Annotated in this window: 4 protein-coding genes; all 4 read right to left on the bottom strand. The window is 74.7% G+C overall.

Annotation, left to right across the window (positions count from 1 at the left end):
* Positions 1-21: 21 nt before the first annotated feature.
* Genes ACH495_RS27135 through ACH495_RS27120 form a run of 4 tightly spaced genes read right to left on the bottom strand, consistent with a single transcriptional unit; the run spans position 22 to position 21,684 of the window.
* Positions 22-1,260 carry a hydroxymethylglutaryl-CoA synthase family protein gene (locus tag ACH495_RS27135; protein ID WP_396860532.1) on the bottom strand — a complete coding sequence of 413 codons (1,239 nt, stop codon included), beginning with the start codon at positions 1,258-1,260 and terminating at the stop codon, positions 22-24.
* A complete protein-coding gene (locus ACH495_RS27130) occupies positions 1,257-19,850 on the bottom strand; it encodes an SDR family NAD(P)-dependent oxidoreductase (protein ID WP_396860531.1) in 18,594 nt (6,197 codons plus the stop codon). Before ACH495_RS27130 ends, ACH495_RS27135 begins: the two co-directional genes overlap by 4 nt.
* The gene (locus ACH495_RS27125; RefSeq protein WP_396860530.1) at positions 19,847-21,427 is read right to left on the bottom strand and encodes an AMP-binding protein; all 1,581 of its coding nucleotides are present in this window, start codon (positions 21,425-21,427) and stop codon (positions 19,847-19,849) included. The genes ACH495_RS27130 and ACH495_RS27125 overlap by 4 nt, the downstream gene beginning before the upstream one ends.
* Positions 21,424-21,684: an acyl carrier protein gene (locus tag ACH495_RS27120; protein ID WP_396860529.1), complete on the bottom strand. Its 261-nt coding sequence runs from the start codon at positions 21,682-21,684 to the stop codon at positions 21,424-21,426. The genes ACH495_RS27125 and ACH495_RS27120 overlap by 4 nt, the downstream gene beginning before the upstream one ends.
* Between the last annotated feature and the right edge of the window lie 151 nt (positions 21,685-21,835).

Below are 21,835 nucleotides of genomic sequence, written 5' to 3'. Positions count from 1 at the left end.
CTCCCGCTCCCTCCGCTCGCTTCAGATCCATGCGTAGTGCCGGCGGTAGCCCTCGATCCCCGTGAGCACCAGGGTCTCGGGCCGGTCCGGCACGCGGGTCAGAACGTCCTTCCACCGGTCGAGTTCGACCACCCGGTCCCGGTCGGCCACCAGGCACCGACGGTTGGCCTCGACGAGCTCCTGGTAGGTGACGAAGTCCAGGTCGGCGCGTTGTTCGAGGCGGCTGCGCAGTCCCAGACCGGCCAACCGGCGTGCCGCGGCCGGCCCGGTGACCCCGCTGAAGAACTCCGAGGAGCAGCCCGAACCGTACGAGAACAGACCCACCCGGGCCGGTTCGGTGAGCTGCGCGGTCTCGACCAGGCTGGTCAGCGCCAGGTAGAGCGAACCCGAGAACAGGTTGCCGACCTCGGACGGATAGTGCAGCGAGGGCACCACCCGGCGCTCGAAGTCCTCGGTCACCGCCGCGGTGTCCCGGACGCCGTACTGTCGCAGCAGGGCCCGGTGCGCGGACCGCGCCATGCCGGTGAACGGGGTGTGGAACGCCAGCAGGTCGAAATCCCGCAGCACGTCGGCGCCTTCCACCCGGTCGCAGTAGTCCGCGACGCTGCCACGCAGACACTCCAGGTAGGCCATCAGCGACGTGTCCGGGTCGGCGATCTCCAACTCCGGCCCGGGACGGGCGGTGTCCAGGACGTCGAAGCTGTGATTGCCCGACGCCCCGGCGTCCAGCGCCAGCACGTCCGGCCGGTCGCCGACCAGCAGGGCGACCGCGCCATGGCCGGCGACCGGCTCGGCGTACCCGGAGTCGGCGTCGGCCAACGCCACATCGGTGGCGATGACCAGCACCTTGGCACCGGGTGAGACGCCGGAGGCGACGAACCCGGCCGCGAGTTGCAGCGCGGCGGTCGCCGCGAAACACGCCTGCTTGGTCTCCAGCAGCCGGCACCGCCGGTCCAGCCCGAGCTGCGCGTGCACCGTCGACGCCAGCGACTTGCTCAGATCGAGGCCCGACTCCGAGGCGGTCACCAGGAACTCGATCCGGGAACGCTGCTCCGGGGCGAGGGTGGCCAGCAACGGGGCGGCGGCGTTCACCGCATTGGTGACCGGGTCCTCCACCGGCAGCCCGACCGAACGGTGCGCCGCCCGGTCACCGGCGAAGCGGGACCAGTCCAGCCCGCGGCCGCGGACGACCTCCCGGACCGGGACGCGCGCCAGGCCGGCGTACACGTTGAGGGCCTCGATGCCCACTGCGCCGCTCATGCCGGCCGTCCCGCGGTCGCGGCGCTCGGCTGCCGTTCGCAGTCGTCGAAGAAGCCGGTCAGCAGCCCGGCCACCGTCTCAGCGTGGGTGACGGTCGGGAAGTGCCCAGCGTCGGGGATCTCCCGGTAACTGGACCACGGAATGAGCCCGTGCAGCAGGTGCGACGTGCGTTGCGGGATGACCGAGTCGTGTCGGCCGGTCACCAGCAGCGTCGGCACCTGAATCTCCTCGAGCCGGTCCCGCAGGTCGGGCTCGGCCGCGAAGACGTCCAGGTACTGCAGGCCGGTGCGCGCGTCCATGCTCTGGCACCGCATCAGCAGCTCGGTGGCGCCGGTCCGGTCGAGACGGCCGCCGCCGCGCTCCACCGCGTCGAAGTCGACGGCGAGCACCTCGTCGAGACGGTTCACCGCGCCGTTCCGGTTGGCGTAGCGGTACGAGCCGCAGATCAGCGTCAGCGACGCCACCCGGGCCGGCTCGTCCAGTACGAGGTTCTGCGCGAGCAGGCTGCCGAACGAGGCGCCCACCACGTGGACCGGTTCGGTGATCCCCAACGCCGCCAGGACCTCGGTGTACAGCCGGGTGATACCGGTCAGGGTGACTGGCCGGTCCAGCGCGGTACGGCCCACACCGGGGTGGTGCACGACCACCGCCCGCCGGTCACGGGCCACCGCGGCGACCTGCGCGGCGTAGCAGCCGGCCCCGATGTTGAACGGGGTGAGGAACAGCACCGGCTGCCCGGCGCCCGCCTCGAACACCTCGGCTCGGCCACCGGTCACGTCGAGAAGGTGCCGCCGCACGCCCGGCACCTCCGTACGCAGAACCTGCCAGTTCTCGTCGGCCGGCGCGTACCCGTCCGCCAGTTCGGCCCGCACGTCGGCCGGGACGGAGTCGCTGGGCCGGTAGCACGCCCACTCGACGGCCGCGCCGGTGTCGGTTCTGGTCAGGTCGGGGATCGCCGCCACGTTCCGCAGCGCGTCGGCGATCCGCTCGGCGACCGTGGCCGCGGTCTCGGGTGGCAGGCCCACCGGCACGGCCAGTCGCAGCCGCCCCGCCAGGTCCGGGTCACCGCCGTCCAGGTGCGGGCCGACCCGGACCCCGGCGGCGACGTACAGGTGGGCCGCGACCGCGGCGACCGGCTCGGCCATGGACCGGCCGGCGGTCAGCGCCGGCACGTTCAGCAGCACACAGTGGCCGGTGCCCTCCGCCTCGACCGGGACGCCCGCCCGCACCAGGCCGGCACGTAGGGCGTCGTGGGCCGCCCGGCGGCGCCGCAGCGCCGCCGTGACCCACCCGGTGTCGGCCAGCGCCGCCGCCAGCCGGCGTCGCGCGATCAGGCCGAGGTCCCGGTATCCGACCCCGATCTGGGTACGCAGCTCGCGGGACAGCGCGTCGTCATCGGTGGCCAACAGCCCGCCGCCGTCCACGCCGAACTCCTTGGACGCGCTGAGCGTGACAGCGTCGGCGTACCGCAGGTGCTCGGTGACCAACTCCCACGGGTCCTGGCCGTCCCCGCCGGCGAGGGCGTTGGCCACCACCCGGGTCGCGTCCAGAACCAGGCGGCTGCCGGCCCGGTGGATCAGGTCGCGCGCGGCGCGCAGGTTCGGCAGTGACATCGGCCGCCCGCCCGCGGAGTTACGCCCCGGCTCGAGCACCACGAACGACACCCGGCCGGAGTGAGCGGCCAGGGACCGGCGCAGCAGCTCCAGGTCGACGTCGCCGCCGACCGGGCTGCCGATGGTGACCGGGGTGAAGCCCTCGGACGCCAGCGCGAAAAGCCACGTCGGGAAGCACCGGTCGTGCAGCACGGTACCGCGCGGCCCGGGCCAGCACCGGCTGAGTGCGGCCTCGGCGGCCCGGCCCGAAGGCAGGGCCAGCACGTGCCGGTGCGGCAGCCAGGAGGGCGCGATCGCGTCGGCGTCACGGGTGCCGGCCGCCTGGTGGGTGAGTTCGTCGAGGCGACGCCGAACCCACTCGTCGGACCGCTCCATCCAGGAATCGGTGATCAGGTCGACGGGCACCCGGTCGTGCGGGAGACGCAGCGGGTTCCAGCCGACCTCGGCCAGCACGGCACGCCGGGCAGCGGCTGTCGACAGGGCGGGCGTGCCCGCGGGTTCCGCCGCTGGGGCCGGGCCCGGCGGCACGGGCGCCGGGGCCGCCGGGGCCGCCGGGGCCGCCGGGGCCGCCGGTGCGGCCGGGGCCTGGGCGGGGGTCGCGGCCCCGTTCGGCGTCGCGGCTGGGACCGGGGTCGGGGCCGGGTCGGCAATCATCAGGACCACGTCCTCGGCCGAGGTGCGTTCGGCGTCGGCCAGCTGACACAGGTAGAGCGGCAGATTGGTCGGTCGGAACTTGTTCTTGAACCGGAAGTTGCCCTCGCTCAGCAGTCCGCCCGCACGCATCTCGGCAAGACCCTGTGCCACCTCGGGAGCGGGCCGCGCGGCGCGTCCCAGCGAGACCCCGAAGCTCGCGCCGAAGCTGAAGCAGCTCCGGCCCTCGGCCCGCAGCGTCTCCAGGATCGTCACGATGGTGTGCTCCAGCCCGCCGGCCGGCAGCTCCGCCGGGTAGAACTCGAGATCCAGCAGGTACCCGTCCACCGAGGGCATCTTCGCGATGATCACCACGTGGGAGAGCTGGCCGCGCAGGTAGCTCAGGAAGATCCGCTGCCGCGGGCCGAGCGCACCACGGACCACCTCGTCACGCACGGTACGCACGTACGGGTTGACCCAGTTCTTCGTCTCCGTCCACCGGTCGATGACCGCGCCGATTTCGCGGTCCACCGCCGGGTCGGAGCCCGAGACGTACTCCACGGTACGCGCGTCGGGCTGGCGTCCGAAACGGTGGACCATCGACCGCAGCCGGGCCATCGCCTTGCCCTGGAGGCTGAACTGGGACAGGTCGTCGATGCGTTGCATGGCGCCGAACGGGGTGGCGGTCATCCGGTACTGGCCGGCCTGATCGAGCTCCTGCAACGACAGGATGTTCGGCCGCCACCCGCCCGAGCGGGCATACGCCACGAACTCGGCGCAGATCTCGGGAAAGCACTCATCCGGTCCGACGTAGCTCCAGGAGACCATGTCGTCGCCGCGGCGCCCGAAGGCGAGCATCCCCCGACGACCGGAGTCGACGAACAGCATCGGCGCGATGTCGCGGCCGGCCAGGCCGATCTCCCGGCCGTACCGCTCCTCCAGACCGCGCACCAGCGCCGCAAGCTCGGGCTGGCCGGCGACGACACGCCGGTCGACCACGAGCTGGCTGCCCTCGCCGTGCGGATCGCCCGGCGGCGGCAGCGCGGGTCCGGGCTCGGGATCGACGGCGCTCAGCGCGGCGACCGCGGCGGCGCCCCGCTGCTCGACCAGCCAGTCGGTCAGCGCGGCGATCGACGGATGGTCGAACAGGGCCGTCTTGCTCAGGCCACGTCCGAGGTGGCGTTCCAGCGCGCTGATCGCCCGGATCATGTCCATCGAGGTCAGGGCGTTGTCCAGGAAGCTGCGGTCGGGGTCGATCGGACGGCCGAGGACGCGGGCGAGGAACCCGCGCACCTGGTCGCTGAGGTCGCCGTCCGCCGGGCCGGTGTCCGGGACGGCGTCCGAGGTCACCGCCGGGACGGCACCCGACGTGGCGGTCGCCTTGGCGGTGACTGCCGCGGCGAGACCGTCGAGGGTGTCGGCGACGTACATGTCGTCGGCGGTGAGGGCGGTACGCAGCCGCTCGCCCACCGCACGGGCCAGTTCCATCCGGAACACCGAGTCGACGCCGTACTCGGTCAGCGGCCGGTCGTCGGCAAGCTCGTCCTCGTCCACGGCCAGGATGCGCGCCAGCTCGCTGCGCAACAGAGCGGCCACCTCCGCCGTGCCGGGTGCGGCGGTCGACGAGACGGGAGCCGGGACCGGCGTCACGGCCGGGGTCTGGGACGGGACCGGCGGAGGAGCCTCCTGCGGCGCTCCGGCCGGGGTGGAATCGAGTGCGGTGTGCCGCGTCGCCACCGGGGCGAGGCCCAGCGCGGGGTCCGGCGCCGAGGGCGGGGACGGGGCCGCGGCGAGCGGGGTGAGTCGCACTCGGGGGCGCGCAGGGGGCGCGGACTCGACGGGATCGTCGGCAGGGTGCATGGCCACCTCCTCGGTCTCCGGTTCAGGTGCGGTCGTACGGGGATGCGGGTTCGCCGGACGGTCCGGGGCGTCGAACCAGAACCGGGTACGCGCGAACGGCACGCCTGGCAGCGACACCCGCGGAACCGGCCCACCGGGCCACTCGACCCGGGCTCCGGTGACCCACGCCGCGGCCAGGTCGTCGGCGGACGCGTCGGCCGGCGGGTCCACCGCGACGCCCGCGTCGGTCCCGCGGTGCACCGGGACGGGCGAGCGGTCACCGCCGCCGGCTGCCAGGGCACGCAGGGCCGCCGCGGCCACGCCCAGCGAGTCGGCGACCACGGCGGCCCGGTGCGGGAACTCCTCCCGCCCGGTCTGCAGTGTCCACGCCACCGACGCGGCGTCGCCGCCGTCCAGCCGGTCCAGCGCGTCGGCCAGCCGCCCGGCGTACTCCCCCAGCCGCTCCTCGTCCGGCGCGGACAGGGGGAAGACGTACGGCCCGGCGGCCGCCCGGTAGGGCAGCCGCGCTGGTGGGGTCGCCAGGACCACGTGCGCATTGCTGCCGCCGAAGCCGAACGAGCTGATCCCGGCACGGCGCTGCGGTTCCACGGCGGGGCGTGCCGGCCACGGCGCGGCGTCGCGGGCCAGCCGAAGGCCGGTACCGGACATCCGCAGCAGCGGGTTCACCTCGGTCAGGTTGCGGGTCGGCGGAACGACACCATGCCGCAGCGCCAGCACGGTCTTCACCAGTGCGGCCACGCCGGCGGCCGCCTCCAGGTGACCGACGTTCGTCTTGACCGACCCGACCAGGATCGGCTCGTCGTGCTCGGCGAGCGCACCGGCGAACACCTTCTTCAGGCCCTCGATCTCGACCGGGTCGCCCAGGCGGGTACCGGTGCCGTGCGTCTCGATGTAGCCGATCGTGGACGGGTCTGCTCCGGCCCGGAGCAGGGCGTCACGGACCACTCCCGCCTGGGCCGCCGGTTCGGGGGCGGTGAGCGACGCGGTGCGGCCGGTGTGGTTCACCGCGCTGCCGAGCACGACCGCGTGGACCGGGTCGCCGTCGGCCAGCGCGGCGGACAGCGGCCGCAGGAGGAACGCGCCGACGCCCTCGCCCCGCACGTACCCGTCGGCTGTCGCATCGAAGGTCTTGCATCGGCCGTCCGGGCTGAGCATGCCGGCACCCTGGAAGGCGATGAACACCTCGGGATCCAGCAGGGCGTTCACCCCACCGACCAGCGCGGCGTCGCACTCGCCGGCCCGGATCGCGGCGACCGCCCGGTGCACCGCGACCAGCGAGCTCGAGCAGGCGGTGTCCACCGCCTCACTCGGGCCGCACAGATCGAACAGGTGTGACACCCGGTTCGCCAGCACGGCGTGCGCCACGCCCGTGGCGGTGTGCCCCTCGGTGGCGACACCGTGCCGGGTCATCAGGGTCTGGTAGTCGGTCGTCGCGACGCCCACGAAGACCCCGGTACGGGTACCGGCCAGGCTGGACGGGCGACGGCCGGCGTCCTCAAGGCAGCGCCACGCCGCCTGCAGGAACAGTCGCTGCTGCGGGTCCATCAGCGCGGCCTCACGCGGCGCCACCCCGAAGAGGCGGTGGTCGAAGGCTGCGACGTCCCGCAGGAAGCCGCCGCGCAGGCCGGCCAGGCGATCGTCACCACACAGGTCGTCCCGGTCCCGGGGTACGGGGCCGACCGCCTCGCGTCCGGAGAGCAGCAGCTGCCAGAACTCGTCCGGATCGTCCGCTCCGGGCAGCAGGGCCGCCATGCCGACGATGGCGATCGGCTCAGCGTCGGCGAACCGCGCCGCCGGAGCCGGTTGCGCGGCGACAACCCGCTCCGGCTCTGCCGGAGTGGCGGCGACAACCGGCTCCGGCTGCGCCGGGGCCGCCGGGCGGCCGAGTGCGGCGCCGTGGTGCTCGACCAGGTAGTCGGTGAACTCCGCCAGCGTCGGGCACTCGAACAGCACGGTGGGCAGCAGGTCCAGCCCGTAGCGGTCGTTCACCTGGTTCACCAGCTGCGTCAGCGTGATGGAGTCGAAGCCGAGGTCCATCAGTTCGGCCGAGACGTCCACGTCCGCCGGGTCGACCAGCAGGTAGCCGGCGGCGAGGCGGCGCACCTCGTCGCGGACGTCCGCCGGGGCGGGCGACTCGACGGCCGCCGGCGCCGGACCGTCCGCGCCCTCACCAGTCACCACCACGTGCGGGTGCTCGGAGGCCAACGCGCGGCGTAGGACGGCGAGGGCCTCGCCCGTTTCCAGCGGGCGGCCACCGCCGCGCCGGGCCACCGCGTCCTCGGTGCCCTGCGTCATGCCCATGCCGCCCTCGCGCCAGAACGACCAGCCCAGGGAGAGCGTTCGGCCTTGGCGCCGGCCGGCCCGCCGCAACCCCTCCCGCCGGGCCACGAAGGCATCGAGGTACGCGTTGGCGTACGCGTAGTCGATCTGCCCGGGGTTGCCCACCTCTGCCGTCACCGACGAGTAGAGCACCAGGAAGTCCAAGGGCTGCCCGTGGGTGGCCTCGTCGAGCAGGCGGGCCGCCGTGACCTTGGGCGCCAGCACCGCGGCGACGTCCGCGTCGGTCTTGGCGACCAGACGGCGGTCCCGCAGCACCCCGGCGGAGTGGACCACGCCCGCCAGCGGGCCGTGGTCGGCGACGATCCGCTCGATCAGCAGGCGGACCTGCTCCGGATCGCTGACATCGGCGCGGAGGTACCGGGCGCGCCCGCCCAGGCCGGTGAGAGCCTGCTCCCGCCCCGGGTCCAGCTTCGATCGTCCGGCGAGCACCACGGTGCCGGCACCGGCCTCGAGCAGTGCCCGCGCGGTGGCCGTGCCCAGCGCGCCGGCGCCGCCGGTGACCAGGTAGGCGGCGTCCGGGCGCAGCGACAGCGGGCCGGCGTCCGGCAGGTCGGCCGGCCGAAGCCGCCGGACTAGACGCCGGTCACCGGCGTACCGGACCTGCACCGGCTCGTCGCCCCCGGCCAGCATCTCGGCGTGCAGCAGTCGCGCCGCCTGCGGGTCCGCAAGGTCGACGTCCACCGCCACCGCGGTGGCGCCGGTGTGCTCGAGCACCAGGGTGCGCAACGCGCCGGCGAGCCCGGCCACGGCGGGGTCGGTCAGGTCGCCGGCCACCGCCACCCGGAGCGCCGGACGGCCACGGCGGTCGAGGACCGCGGCGCTGTAGGTGAGCAGCGCGGTGAGCGCGTCCGGGTGCGCGGACGACACCACGAGCAGCGCGTCCGGGAGTTCCTCGCCGAACGACTCGGTCAGCACCGCGAGCGCCGCAGCACGGTCATCGAGACTCGCCGTATCCGGGGTGTGTGCGACCAGCACGCCCGGTCCGAAGGCGTCGGCGAGGCCGGCGCGCAGCTCCGGACCCGCACCGACTACCAGCAGACGGCTCAGGGTGTGGCCCGGCTCGGGCCGCGGCTCGGGCTCCCAGGCGGGGACGCTGACCCGCACCGGGCCGACGGTGGGATGCACGCCGTCCGGATCTGGCTCGACGGGCCTGGCGTCGACCGCGGCGACCCGGAAGGCGTCGACCCGGGCGACCGCCGAGGCGTCGCCCGACTGCCGATCGACCAGGGCGATGTCGAACGTCGTGCCGTCACTGTCGTCGCGGCGGCGTACCACCGCGCGGCAGTGGCCCGGCAACTGCGGACGCAGATCGATCCGGTCGGCGGACACCGGAACCCAGGTGCCGGGCCGGTCGATGAGGACGGCAGCCGCGCAGAACGCCGCGTCCAGCAGTGCCGCCGCCCGCGCCGGACCGTGCAGGGCGGACGCGTCCAGGTCAGCCACGGCCGTGTCGTCCGCGGCCCGGACCTCGCGCAGGCACCGCAGCGCGGGACCATGCCGGAGACCGGCGGCCCACAGCCGGGCGTACAGGTCCGCACCGGCCACCGTACGGGTGTCCGGGCCGAGCACCGGCGCGGGGACCGGACCCGACGGGGCGTCGGCGGGTTCCCGGCGGAAGGTGACCAGGCGCCGTTCGCCGTGCGTCACCGCGATCGTGCCGTCGTCCAGCGTCCGCCACACCGGTCGGACGCCGCCGTCCAGATCCACCGGCGCGAGCCAGCGCAGGTCACGGAGGCGGTCACCGTCGGCGGCGGCCAGGGCCGGCACGGCGGCGCCCGGCAGCCATCGCCGCTGGCCGACGCGGTGCTCGTCGGCCACCGGGCCGAGCGCCGCCAGGTCGAGTGCCGTCCCGTCGGCCGGAACCGGGCCGGGCGGAGGCGGTGTGGTGCCGTCGGTGACCGCGGACGCGGGTTCGATGTCGGCGACCGGCTGAGACGACCCGGTCGCGGTGTGCGGGACGGGTTCGGTGGGTGCGGTCAGGTCCAGCCAGAACCGCCTACCGTGCAGCCGGTTCACCGGCAGCGTCACCCGCGGCGGGTGGTCGGCGGGCCAGGCCTTGCGCCAGTCCACGTCCGCTCCCCCGGTCCAGGCGGCGGCGAGCGCCGCCAGGTCACCGCCGCGCAGCGCCGCCTCGACGAGTTGGGCACCGGTGGCGCTGTTCAGCAGGTCGCTCCCCGCACCGCGGCCCAGCACGCGGCGCGGGCCGGTTCGTCCGGTCGCGGCGAACTGGTCCAGCTGGTCGGCCAGTTCGTCGAGGTCGCGGGCGGTGACGGCGAGTCGTACCGGCTCAGCCGGCCGGCCCAGCTGGCTGCTCCAGGCGATCGAAGCGAGGCCGGCCGGGCGTCCGTCGGCGTGCCGTGGCCGCCGGGCGAACGCCGCCCACCGCGCCGCCGTGTCTCGCAGGGTCTCCTCGTCGCGGGCGCTGAGCAGAACGAGCTGCGGTCCGGTCGGATCCGATTGGCTCCGGCCGGCGTGCCGGTACTCCTCCACCACCACGTGGGCGTTCGCGCCGCCGGCCCCGAACGAGCTGATCCCGGCCCGGCGCGGGCCGCCGTCGGCCGGCGCCGGCCAGGGCACGCGTTCGATGGCGGGGCGGAACGGCGCCCGGGACAGGTCGATCTTGGGGTTGACCTCGTTCAGGCCGACGGTGGGGACGATCTGCCGGTGCCGAAGTTGCAGGAGGACCTTGACCAGGGCGGCGATGCCGGCCGCCGATTCCAGGTGCCCGATGTTCGACTTCACCGACCCCATCAGCGCCGGCGGCGCGCCGCTGGCCGGCCGGAAGGCGTCGACCATGCCGGCCACCTCGATCGGGTCGCCCAACTCCGTGCCGGTACCGTGCGCCTCGAGGTATCCGATCGAGGCCGCGTCCACGCCGGACCGCTGGAGAGCGCGCGCGATGGCCCGGCCCTGCGCCTGCGGGTTCGGCACCGTGAACCCGGAGGTCCGGCCACCCGCGGTCAACGCGCTGCCCTTGATCACCGCCCAGATGTCGTCGCCGTCCACGACCGCCCGCGCCAATGGCTTGAGCAGGACAGCCGCCACGCCCTCGCCGGGAACGTACCCGTCCGCCGTGGCGTCGAAGGTCTTGCAGGCCCCCTCGGGGGACAGCATCGTCAACGCGGACAGCGACACGTGGTGGCTCGGGTGCAGGATCAGGTTGACCCCACCGGCCACCGCCATCCGGCACTCGCCGCGGCGCAGGCTCTCACAGGCCAGGTGCAGCGAGGTCAGCGAGGAGGAGCACGCCGAGTCGACGGCGTAACTCGGTCCCTGGAGGTCGAACTGGTACGAGACCCGGTTGGCGATCGACCAGTACGCGGTGTGCGCCCCGGAAAGGCGGCCGGCCGCCCACTGCGTCGCGCCAAGTTCGCCGTACGTGCCGTACATGACGCCGACGAACACACCGGTCTCCGGCTCGCGGACGTGCTCACCGAGATAGCCGGCCCGGCCCAGCAGCTGCCAGCTCGTCTCCAGGAAGAGGCGCTCCTGCGGGTCCATGTCCTTCGCGACGCTGGGCAGGATGCCGAAGTGGGCGGCGTCGAACCGGTCGACGTCGGTCAGGAACCCGCCCCAGCGACTGTAGCTGCGCTGCGGCCGGCCCGGCTCCGGATCGAAGTGGGCACGCCAGTCCCACCGGTCCGGCGGGATCTCGGTGACCCCGCTGCGGCCCTCGGCGAGCAGTTCCCAGAAGGCGTCCAGGTCGGGCGCCCCGGGGAAACGGCCGGCCACGCCGATGACGGCGATGTCGTCACCGACCGGAGGCGGACCGGTGACGTCGTCACGGTCGACGACGACGGCGGGCCCGGCCGGCTCCGGCGCGGGCCCGGCCGGCTCGGGGCGGGGCAACCGGTCGCCGTACTCGGCGCGTAGGTGCTCGGCGAGCCGGGCCACCGTGGTGTGCTCGAACAGCAGCGTGGACGGAAGCGGACCGAGGTCGCGTTCGAACCGGGCCACGACATCGAGCGAGAGCACCGAGTCGACGCCGAAGTTGTCGAAGGTGACGTTCTCGGCGACCTGGTCCGGGGTGTAGTGCAGCACCTCGGCGATCGTCTCCCGCACGTACTCGCGGACCGCCTGCGCATGCGGTATGGACGCCGCCGGGGCGGCTACGGGCGGGGCGGGTTCCGGGCTCTCCACCCCGGTACGCCGGTACCAGTGCGGTTCCGCCTTGAGCGCCACCGCCCACGGGAGCCCGGCCGCGACGATGGCGGTGAGCGCGGCGCCTCCCTCGTCGGCGCCGATCGACCGCACACCGGCGCCCTGCATGGCGGCTCGGTGCGACGCGCCGGCGGCCATGCCTCGCTCACCCCACCAACCCCAGTCGATCACATGCACCGGGAAGGTGACCGGCGTCCGTCGCGGCTCCTTCGCAGCCGCGCAGACCGCCGAGGCGTACCCGGCCTGGCCCGCGCTGTCCAGGTGCGCCACCGCCGAGGAGCAGATCACCGCGAACGCGGGCGGCGTCTCGTCCAGCACAGCGAGGAAGGTGCGCACCGCGGCGACCCGGGCCGCGACCTGAGCGCCGAGGTCGTCGGGGGACGACTGCGCCAGGGGCCGGTCCACCAGCTCGCCGGCGGCCAGCACCGCCGCAGTGATCCGGCCGGATCGCCGCGCGGCGGTGTGCACGGCGGCGCGCAGGGCGGCGCTGTCCGTGACGTCCGCGCTCAGGTAGTCGACGTTCCCGTCGATCTCGGCCGCCCGGGCCCGGATCGCGTCGTCGAGCGGCCGGCGACCGACCCAGGTCAGCCGGGCACCGTCGGCGGCCAGCCGCCGGCTGATCGCCGAGCCGATCCCGCCGGCGCCGCCGACGACCAGCACGTGATCACCCGCGCGGACCACCGGGGCAGGCTCCACGGCCACCTCGCGCAGCGCCGGAACCCGCCGGTCGGCGTCCAGCACCCGCACCACCGCTTCGGTGAGCGGCTCGGCGGCGAGCCGGCCCGCCAGGGCGGCGGCACCGGCCGGGTCGGTTCCGGCCACGTCGAGTACGCCGACCCGCCAGCCCGGTCGCTCGGCCCGCAGCGTGCGGATCAACCCGACGACGGCCGCGTGCCGGTCGGTGTCGAGCACCGCGGCCACCTGCGGTGCCTGGTCCCCGGCGGACCGGTCGAGCAGGGACCGGATCGTCTCGGCGACCGGCACGACGACCAGGTCGTCGTCTGCCGGCCCGGCCAGCAGATAGACGCGGTCCGCGCCGACCGGCACGGGCGCGCCCAGCGGGGCGCGTACCACCCGGCAGCCGGCGTCCTCATGCCAGCGCCCGAGGTGGTCGGCAAGGTCAGGCGCGCCTGGGCCGGTGAGGACGGCGACCGTCCGGGCCGGCTCGGGGGCCGACGGCGGCGCGGCCGGACGGGTGTCGGGCACGAAGACGCGCACCGGTTCCGCGGAGTCCAGGAGCGGCTCGTCGGCGGTCCGGGTGCCAGCGGCGGGCAGCCAGTACCGCTCCGTCCGGAAGCGGGTCGCCGGCAGGGGGATCCGGCGGGCGGGGCGGTCACGCCACAGCGCCGCCCAGTCCACGTCCTCCCCGGCGAGATACCGCCCGTCCGGGCCGCTGGTGTCCACGCCGGCCGCTGGCGCGTCCTGGGGCGTCCAAGACCCCAGCGCCGCGATCAGCTCAGCGCTGGTACGCACCCGGAACGCGGCCCGCACCGGGTGGTGCCGCCGGCCGACCGACAGGGTGAAGGCCACGTCCGTCGGCGACATGTCGGGCCGCAGGGCGCCCGCCAGGTCGGTGATCGCGTCGGCCAGTTCGGCCGGGGTCCGCGCCGAGACGGGCACGACAACGTCCTCGTCGACCGCCGGCAGCGGCTCCCGCGTCGGCGCCTCCGCCACCACGAGATGGCAGTTGGTGCCGCTGAACCCGAAGCTGCTCACCACGGCCGTACGCGGGCCGCCGGTCGCCGGGGCGGGCCACGGCCGGGCCTGACCCGGCAGCTCGAACGGCGTGCCGGCCAGGTCGATCCGCGGGTTGGGCCGCTCGAAACCGGCCGACGGCGGGATCTCGCCGTGGTGCAGCGCCAACACCGCCCTGAGCAGGCCCAGAACGCCCGCGGCCATGGTGGTGTGCCCGACGTTGCCCTTGATCGAGCCGACCGCGCAGCGGTAGCCGGCGGGCGCGTCCCGCCCGATCACAGCGGCCAACGCGGCGAACTCGATCGGGTCGCCCAGCGGCGTGCCGGTGCCGTGCGCCTCGACGTACCCGATCTCCCCCGGCCGGATCCCGGCCCGGTCGTGCACGTCGGCGAGCAGGCGCTGCTGCGATGCCGCGCTCGGCGCGGTGATCCCGTTCGTCCGCCCGTCGCCGTTGACACCGCCGGCCCGGATGACGGCGTGCACCCGGTCGCCGTCGGCGAACGCCCGGTCCAGCCGCTTGAGCAGGACGACACCGACGGCCTCGCCGAGCACCGTGCCGTCAGCCTCCGCGTCGAACGGGCGGCACCGGCCGCTCGGCGACAGCATCCCGATCTGGCTGCTTCGCACGTGCAGTTGCGGGGTGAGCATCAGCGCCACCCCGCCGGCCAGGGCGGCGTCGCACTCGCCGCGCCGGACGCTCTCCGCCGCCAGGTGGATCGCCACCAGCGACGAGGAACACGCGGTGTCGACCGCCATGGTGGGCCCGACCAGGTCGAGGTGGTAGGCGATGCGCGCGGCCAGGATGGAGGGTGCGACGCCGAGGAAGGCCTGCGCCGTGTCCGCGTCGTCCTGCTCGCCCAGCAGCCGGGCGTAGTCGCCGGTGCCCGTGCCGACAAACACTCCGTACCGCCGGGGCTCGCCGGTCGTCCCGGCGTGCCCGGCGTGTTCCAGGGCACGCCACGCTTCCTGGAGGAACAGGCGCTGCTGGGGGTCCATCGACTCGGCCTCGACCGGCGGGACGGCGAAGAAGCCGGCGTCGAACAGGTCGACGCGGTCCAGCATGGCTCCCGCTGTCGTGTAGGTCCGGCCGGGCGCCGGACGCTGCGGGCTGTACCGCGCGGCCAGGTCGAGCCGTTCGGTGGGCACCGGACCGATCGAGCACCGGCCGGCGCGGATGTTGGCCCAGAACGTCTCGGCGTCCGGGGCGTCCGGAGCGGTCACCGAGTAGCCGATCACGGCGATGTCGTCTGGCGCGTACCACTCCGGTTCCGTCTCGCCGGCCGGCGATGGCGCGACCGCCGCCTGAGCAGCCGCGGGCGGCGGCGCGGCCGGCGGTTGGTCGCCGCCGGGCAGGCGGGCGTCCTTGCCGGCCAGGTGCCGGGCCAGCCGGAGCACCGACGGGTGGTCGTAGAACTCCACCGAGGTCAGCTCCACCCCCAGGGTGTCCTCCAGCTTGCCGCGCAGCAGCTCACCGGTGATCGAGTCGAGGCCCAGGTCCTGGAAGCTCGCCTCGGTGTCGAGCTCCTCGCCGGTCAGGAACAGCTCGTCCGCGAGGAGCTTCGCGACCAGCTCGGCGATCTCGGCCTCGGTGGCCGGCCGATCCGCCACCTCGGTAGTCGGCGGCTGTGCCACGTCCGGAGCGGGCACCCTCGTCTCGGCACGCCCGGCCTGCCAGTCACCGTTCCAGTAGTGCTTCTCCTCGAACGGGTACCCGGGCAGCGGCACCCGGCGGGCCCGGCCCACGCTCCCGTGACACGCCGCCCAGTCCACGTCCTCCCCGGCCACCCAGCGCGCGGCCACGTCATCGAGGTGCCCGGCACGGAACAGCGCGGCGACGTCGCCGTCCCGGCGGTCCACCGGCCGCTCGTCGCCGGTCCGGTGGACCTCCGGTCCGGCCGTCTCCCCACGGGCCACCACGTCCAGCGCGTGCAGCAAACTGGCGCGGTCGCCGGTGACGACCGCCAGCCGGTGCGGCAGCTGCCAGCGGCCCACCTGCAGGGTGTACGCGACGTCGGCGAGCGACAACGGCCGCTCCGGCCGGGACGAGTCGCCGTCGGCCGCGGCAGCCCCGCGATCCGGTGCGACAGCGGCTGCGAGCTGCCCGATCCGGGTGCCGGGCTCCACCGTGCCGAGCTCGAAACCGTCCACCTGCAGCCGATCCCGCACCTGCTCCAACCCGACCGGGTCGAGACCCACGTCGTCGAGCGTCTCGCCGGGGTCCAACGCGGTGGGCGGTACGCACAGCACCTCGGCCACCACGTCCAGCACCCGCTGGTCGAGGCCGTCGCCGGCGACCGGATCCGGGTCGGCGGTCAGCGCGTCGCACAGCCGGGCGGCGTACTCCTGCAACGCGGTGGCGGTGCGGGCGGACAGCACGAACAGGTGTGGGCCGGGCCGCTCGGTGGCGGGCGGCCCGGCCGGCGCCTCCTGCACCACGAGGTGGGCGTTCGAACCGCCGGCTCCGAATCCGCTGATGCCGGCGCGCAGCGGGGCGTCACCGACCGGCCGCCAGGGCGTCGCCGCCGGCGGCACCCGCAGGCCCGCCTCCGTCAGCCGTAGCTGCGGGTTCGGCGGTTCGGCGTGCAGCGACGGGACGATCGTACGGTGCCGTAGCTGCAGCAGAACCTTGGTCAGCGAGGCAATGCCGGCCGCACCTTCGAGGTGACCGATGTTGGACTTCACCGAGCCGACGTGCCGGTCACCGTCGGCCGGCCCGAGCGCGGCCGTCAGACCGTCGATCTCGATCGGATCGCCGAGCGCGGTGCCGGTGCCGTGCGCCTCGATGTAGCCGACCGTGCCGGGATCGATCCCGGCGTCGGCCAGCGCCGCCCGGATGACCTCGGCCTGCCCGGCCGGTGTGGGCACGGTGAACCCGCCGCTGCGGCCGTTGTGGTTGAGGTACGAGCCGACGATGAGACCGTAGATGTGGTGCCCGTCGGCCAACGCGTCGGGCAACGGCTTGAGCAACACCGCGCCCACACCCTCGCCGGGTACGTAGCCACCCGCACCGGCCCCGAAGGCCCGGCAGCGGCCGTCCGGCGACAGGAAACCGCCGTGCGCCAGTTGCCGGTACTTGTCCGGGTGGGTGGTCAGGTTCACGCCGCCGGCCAGCGCGGCCCGACACTCGCCGCGGCGGATGCTCTGCACCGCGAGGTGCACCGCGGACAGCGACGACGAGCAGGCGGTGTCCACCGCCAGTGAGGGTCCGCGCAGGTTGAGCAGGTAGGACACCCGGTTGGCGATGGCCGAGTGCATCGCCATCGCCCGCACGCCGTCGCCACCGGGGTCGACCAGCTGGTACTGGTTCCACATCACCCCGGCGAAGACACCGATCGCCGTGTCGGCCAGCGCGCCGGCCGGCAGGCCGGCGTCCTCCAGGGCGTGCCAGCAGGTGGCCAGGAAGAGCCGCTCCTGCGGATCCATCAGCTCCGCCTCGCGACGGGAGATACCGAAGAAAGCGGCGTCGAAGCCGCCGATGCGGTCCAGGAACCCGCCGGTCAGCGGAGCGGTGCCGGGCACGCGGCGATCGTCGGGGATGGTGCCGACGCAGTCCTCGCCAGCGCGCAGCCGGTCCCAGAACTCCGCCGGTGACCCGGCACCCGGGTAGCGCCCGGCCAGACCCACCACGGCGATCGGCGTGGGCCCCGCCGGGTCCGCGCGTCTCAGCAGGGTGGGGCCGGCGGCCGGCTCGGCCGCGGCCTCGACCGGTTCGAGCACCGCGTCCAGGTCGCCCTCGTCGCCGTGGCCGACGGTGACGGCGCCGGTCACACCGGCGTCCAGCAGCCGTTCCAGCAGGTCAAATCCGGTCGCGGTGGGCATTCCCGCGGCATCCGTGCCGGCTCGCATGCCGCCCTCGGCCCAATAGGGCCAGCCCACGGACAGGGTACGGCGGCCGGCCGCGGCGTCCTGCTCGGCCACATGATCGAGGACGGAGTTCGCGTACGCGTACGTGTTCTGCCCCGGGTTCGGCGCCTGCGCGCTGAACGAGGAGAACAGCACCAGCCGGTGCAGCTCGTCGCCGGCGGTCAGCCGGCGCAGCGTGTCCGTCCCGACGATCTTCGGGGCGAGCACCGCGGTGGCGTCCTCGGGTCGCTGCCGGGGCACGGTGGCGTCGCGCAGCGTACCGGCGCAGTGGAACACCAGGTCGAGGCCGCCGAACTCGGCCCGGGCCCAGTCCAGGGCGTCGGACAGCTCGGTCGGCTCGGTCACGTCCGCGCGTCGGTAGTGGACGTCGTGCCCGGCTGCGGTCCAGGTGGCCAGGTCGGCGGCGAGGTCGACGCCGGGCTCGCCGCGGCCGAGCATGACCACTCGGGCCCGCTTCCGCCCGGTCAGCCACCCGGTCAGCAGCCGACCGAGGCCGCCGGCGGCACCGGTGACCACACACCGCACACCGGGCCGCAGCACCGCTGCGGGCTGCTTCGGCTCGGGAGCCCAGCGCCGCAGCCGGCGTACCCGCCGACGGCCGTCCGCGCCGATCCGGACCTCCGCGACCGGCTCCGCGCCACCCGCCTCGGCGCGGGCGGCGTCCGCCGTGGCGGCCGGATCGGCCAGGATCCCGGGCGGCACGGCGACGACCCGTCCGGTCAGCGTGGGAAGTTCGGCGGCCGCGGTGCGCATGGCCGCGGCCAGTGCACCGCAGGCCGCGTCGGTGCTGTCGGTACCCGGGTGCAGGACCACGAAGCGCGCCCGCAGGTGCCGGTCCACCGCGGCGGCGGCAGCGGCGGCCCAGACCGCATAGACATGGCCGGCGTCGAGGCCGTCCCCGGCCAGCAGCACGACGAGCACCGGGCCGGACAGCGGTTCGAGACCGGCCCGCCAGGCCGCTCGGTCAGTGACGTCGGCGACCGGCCGCGTCGGCGGGGCCTCGCCGCCCAGCCGCCGGGTGACGGCCTCCGCGCGTCCGGCGTCGACCAGGTCGACGACCAGCGGGGTGAACGGGCCGGGCTCCGCCGCGGCGTCCGGCACCCAGTGCGGCCGGTAGCAGACCGTACGAGCCTCGGCAGCCGGCGCGGACGGCTCGCTGCCGGCTTCCGGAGCCGCGATGTCGGCTTCGGAAGCCGGGTCCTCGCCGACCGGGCCCTCGGGAACCGGGCCGTCGGCTGCGAGATGCTCCGCGAGACGAGCGATGTCCGAATACTCGAACAGCAGCGTCGGATAGATCGTCCGGCCCAGCCACTCCTCCAGCTCGCGACCGATCGCCAGCAGCGCGACCGAGTCCAGCCCTTGGTCGTAGAAGCCGCGCTCCGCGTCCACCACCCCCGACGCGACGCCCAACCGCCGGGCCACCACCGTACGCAAGAAGCGCTCCACCCGATCCCGGCCCGTGGTGGGTCGCTCGGGCGCGGAGGTGGCGGGCGCGGGCGGCTCAGCCGGCTCGGGCGCGGAGGTGGCCGGCTCCGGCGGCTCCGGCGCGCCGGGCCGGGCGAGCAGCCCGGCATGCCGGATCCGCTTGCACCGCAGGCCGTCGATCTCGACGAGCAGCTCGCCGGTGTCGGCCAGCACCACGAGCGACGAGGTGAGCAGGTCACCCGAGGGTGCCATCCGTTCCGGCTCGGGCACCAGCACCCGGCACGACACGGGCATCGGCCGGTGCACGCGGACTCGACCGATGTGCAGGGGGATGAACGGGTCGCCGGGTGACGGCAGCTGCCCGAAGGCGGCCACCGTGGCGGCGTCCAGCATCGCCGGGTGCAGGTGGAAGCCGGCCCGCGGGGCGGCCGGGTCGAGCGTCAGCCGGGCCAGCAACGCACCGTCGTGCCGGTGCAGGTCGCCGTGGCAGCGCATCGCGGGACCGTGCACGATGCCCTCGCCGCGGGCCTGGGCGTAGAGGTCGGCCATCGAGCCGTCCGGTTCGACGCGTTCCAGCGCGTCGGCCCGGTCGCGCCAACCGGCCGTCCGGTCCGGCCCGGGGTCGGCGGGGACGAGGGTCGCGGTCAGGTTCTCCACCCAGCCTGCGGCCGGGTCGGTGGCCGGCCGACTGACCACCCGCAACGTGCGCCGGCCCGTCGACGGTCCGTCGACGGTGAGCCGGACCCGGCGGTCGTTCCCGTGCGCGGTGGTGACCGGCTGGATGAAGAAGACGTCGCGGAACTCCAGCGTCGCCGGATCGGTCCCGGTCGCCAGCAGCGCCCGCGCGGCCACGTCGAGGAAGGCCACGCCGGGGAGCACCGACACGTCGTGCACCCGGTGGTTGCTCATCACGAAGTCGGTGTGCTCGACGGTCAGCTCGACCTCGATCTCCGGCGCCATGGTCGCCCCCTCCCGTCCGGCCGGGGTATCCGTCACGGTCATGCCGCCCTACCTTTCGTTGCCACCCGCCGATCGCTGTCGCGCGCCGCGAGTCGCTCGGCGGCGAGACGGCGCAGGGCGGTCCGATCGATCTTGCTGCTGGAGTTGAGTGGCGGGTCGGGCTCGAACCACAACCCGGCCGGCATCATGTACGGCGGCAGTGTCGCGGCGAGCCGACGTAGCACCCTGGGTACGGCCTCGGCCTCGGTGCCGGCCAGCCGGGTGGCCGGCACCAGGACGAACGCGGTCAGCCGGGTGTCGGTGCCGTCCCCGGTGGCGAAGACGAGCGTGTCCGCGCCGGTCACCCGGGAGATCGCCTGTTCCACCTCCCCCAGTTCGATCCGGTAGCCCTGGATCTTGACCTGCGAGTCTGTTCGGCCCAGGTGCAGTAGCCCGGCGTCACTGTCGACACGGACCCGGTCGCCGGTGCGGTACCAGCGGATGCCGTCGGTCACCGGGAACCGGTCCCGGTCCTGCTCCGGGTCCAGGTAGCCGGCGAAGCGCTGCGGCCCGCTCATGCACAGCTCACCCTCGGCGCCGTCGACCGGCTCGACCAGCTGCCCGTCGGGCAGCAGGAGCCGCGCGGTCATGCCCTCGTTCGGCACCCCGATGGGTACGACCTCGTCCGGCGCGGCGCGGCGGGACGCGGGCCGACGGAAGTGCGTGCACGCGATGGTGAGCTCGGTGGGTCCGTAGATGTTGTCCAGCAGGCCGGCCGACGCGGCCCGCTGCCAGCCGGCGGCCACGCGTTCGCGCAGCGGCTCCCCGCAGAAGACCGAGTAACGCAGCCCGGGCATGGAACCGGGCGGCAGGCCGCCGCGCGCCAGCACGGCCGCGGCCAGGCTCGGCGTGGTGTGCCACACGGTCAGGCCCAGCGATCGTACGCAGCGCACCGGGTCCAGCGCCTGCAGCCGGGACAGCGCGCAGACCCGGGCACCGGTGGCCCAGGCCATGAAGAGGTCGAACATGGCCAGGTCGAAGGTGGGTTCGTAGATCTGGCTGAACCGGTCCGCCGGGCTCAGGTCGTACCGGGGCAGGCTGGCCTCGATGAAGGCGTTGACGTTGGTGTGGCTGATCGGCACGCCCTTGGGCGTGCCGGTCGAACCGGAGGTGAACAGGATGTAGGCGAGGTCCTCCCCGTCGAGGTCGGGTGCGGAGAGCTCGGGCTCGGGCTCGTCGAGCGTGGCCCGCAGCCGCTCGGCGTCGCCGAGAACGATGCAGCGGCCACCGACGACGGAGCACAACCCTTCGGCGGTGGCGGCCCGCTCCGGCTCGGCGACGATCGTGTCGACCTCGGCGGCGACCACCATCCCCACCATCCGCTCGTAGGGAGTCTCGGTGCCGAGCGGCACCGGCGTCGCGCCGGCGTAGAGGGCGCCGAGCAGCCCGATGTACGCGGTCTCGGACTTGGCGGCCAGCAGGGCGACGCGTCGTGGCCGGCCGTCGGCCCGCAGCCGCGCGGCGCACCGGCGGGCCAGGCGGTCCACTGCGGTGTATGTCCACTGCCGGCCGGCCACCTGCAGAGCCACGCCGGACGGGTTGACCGCCAGCCCGCGCCGGAACCAGTCGTCGAGTCTCACGGCCGCCCCGCCGAGACACGGGCGCGACACGCGCTGATCAGCTCCCAGATGCGGGCCGGGGTGCGGAAGTTCTCCGGCACCAGGTCGTCGAGCTCGAAGGTGATCCCGTACGCCGACTCCAGGTCGGCGGCCAGGGCCGCCGTCGCGACCGAGTCCATCCCGAGCGCGCGCAGCTCGTCGTCGGGCCCGAACGCGAAGCCGGGCGGCAGCATCGGGGTCCGGGCCCGGACCGCTTCCTCGAATCTGGAATCCCACATGGCGGCTCCTCCGCTTGCGACCGTTGAGGCCCGCCCGCGGCGGTCCCCCTGCCGTCCTTGTGGACGTTAGGAGACTCGCAAGGTGCATCCAGCTCAAAGTTGAGCAGTCGGGTCCGTTTCCCGACGCCACCATCAGAGCCTGCTTGCCCGA

Source organism: Micromonospora sp. NPDC018662, from assembly GCF_044391475.1.
Lineage (GTDB): Bacteria > Actinomycetota > Actinomycetes > Mycobacteriales > Micromonosporaceae > Micromonospora.
This window is presented reverse-complemented; position numbering and strand designations above follow the sequence as displayed.

What these genes read in the sequence shown, in the direction of transcription:
- ACH495_RS27120 (WP_396860529.1), bottom strand. Translation starts at nt 21,684, where the DNA reads ATGTGGGATTCCAGATTCGAGGAAGCGGTCCGGGCCCGGACCCCGATG.
- ACH495_RS27130 (WP_396860531.1), bottom strand. Translation starts at nt 19,850, where the DNA reads ATGACCGTGACGGATACCCCGGCCGGACGGGAGGGGGCGACCATGGCG.
- ACH495_RS27135 (WP_396860532.1), bottom strand. Translation starts at nt 1,260, where the DNA reads ATGAGCGGCGCAGTGGGCATCGAGGCCCTCAACGTGTACGCCGGCCTG.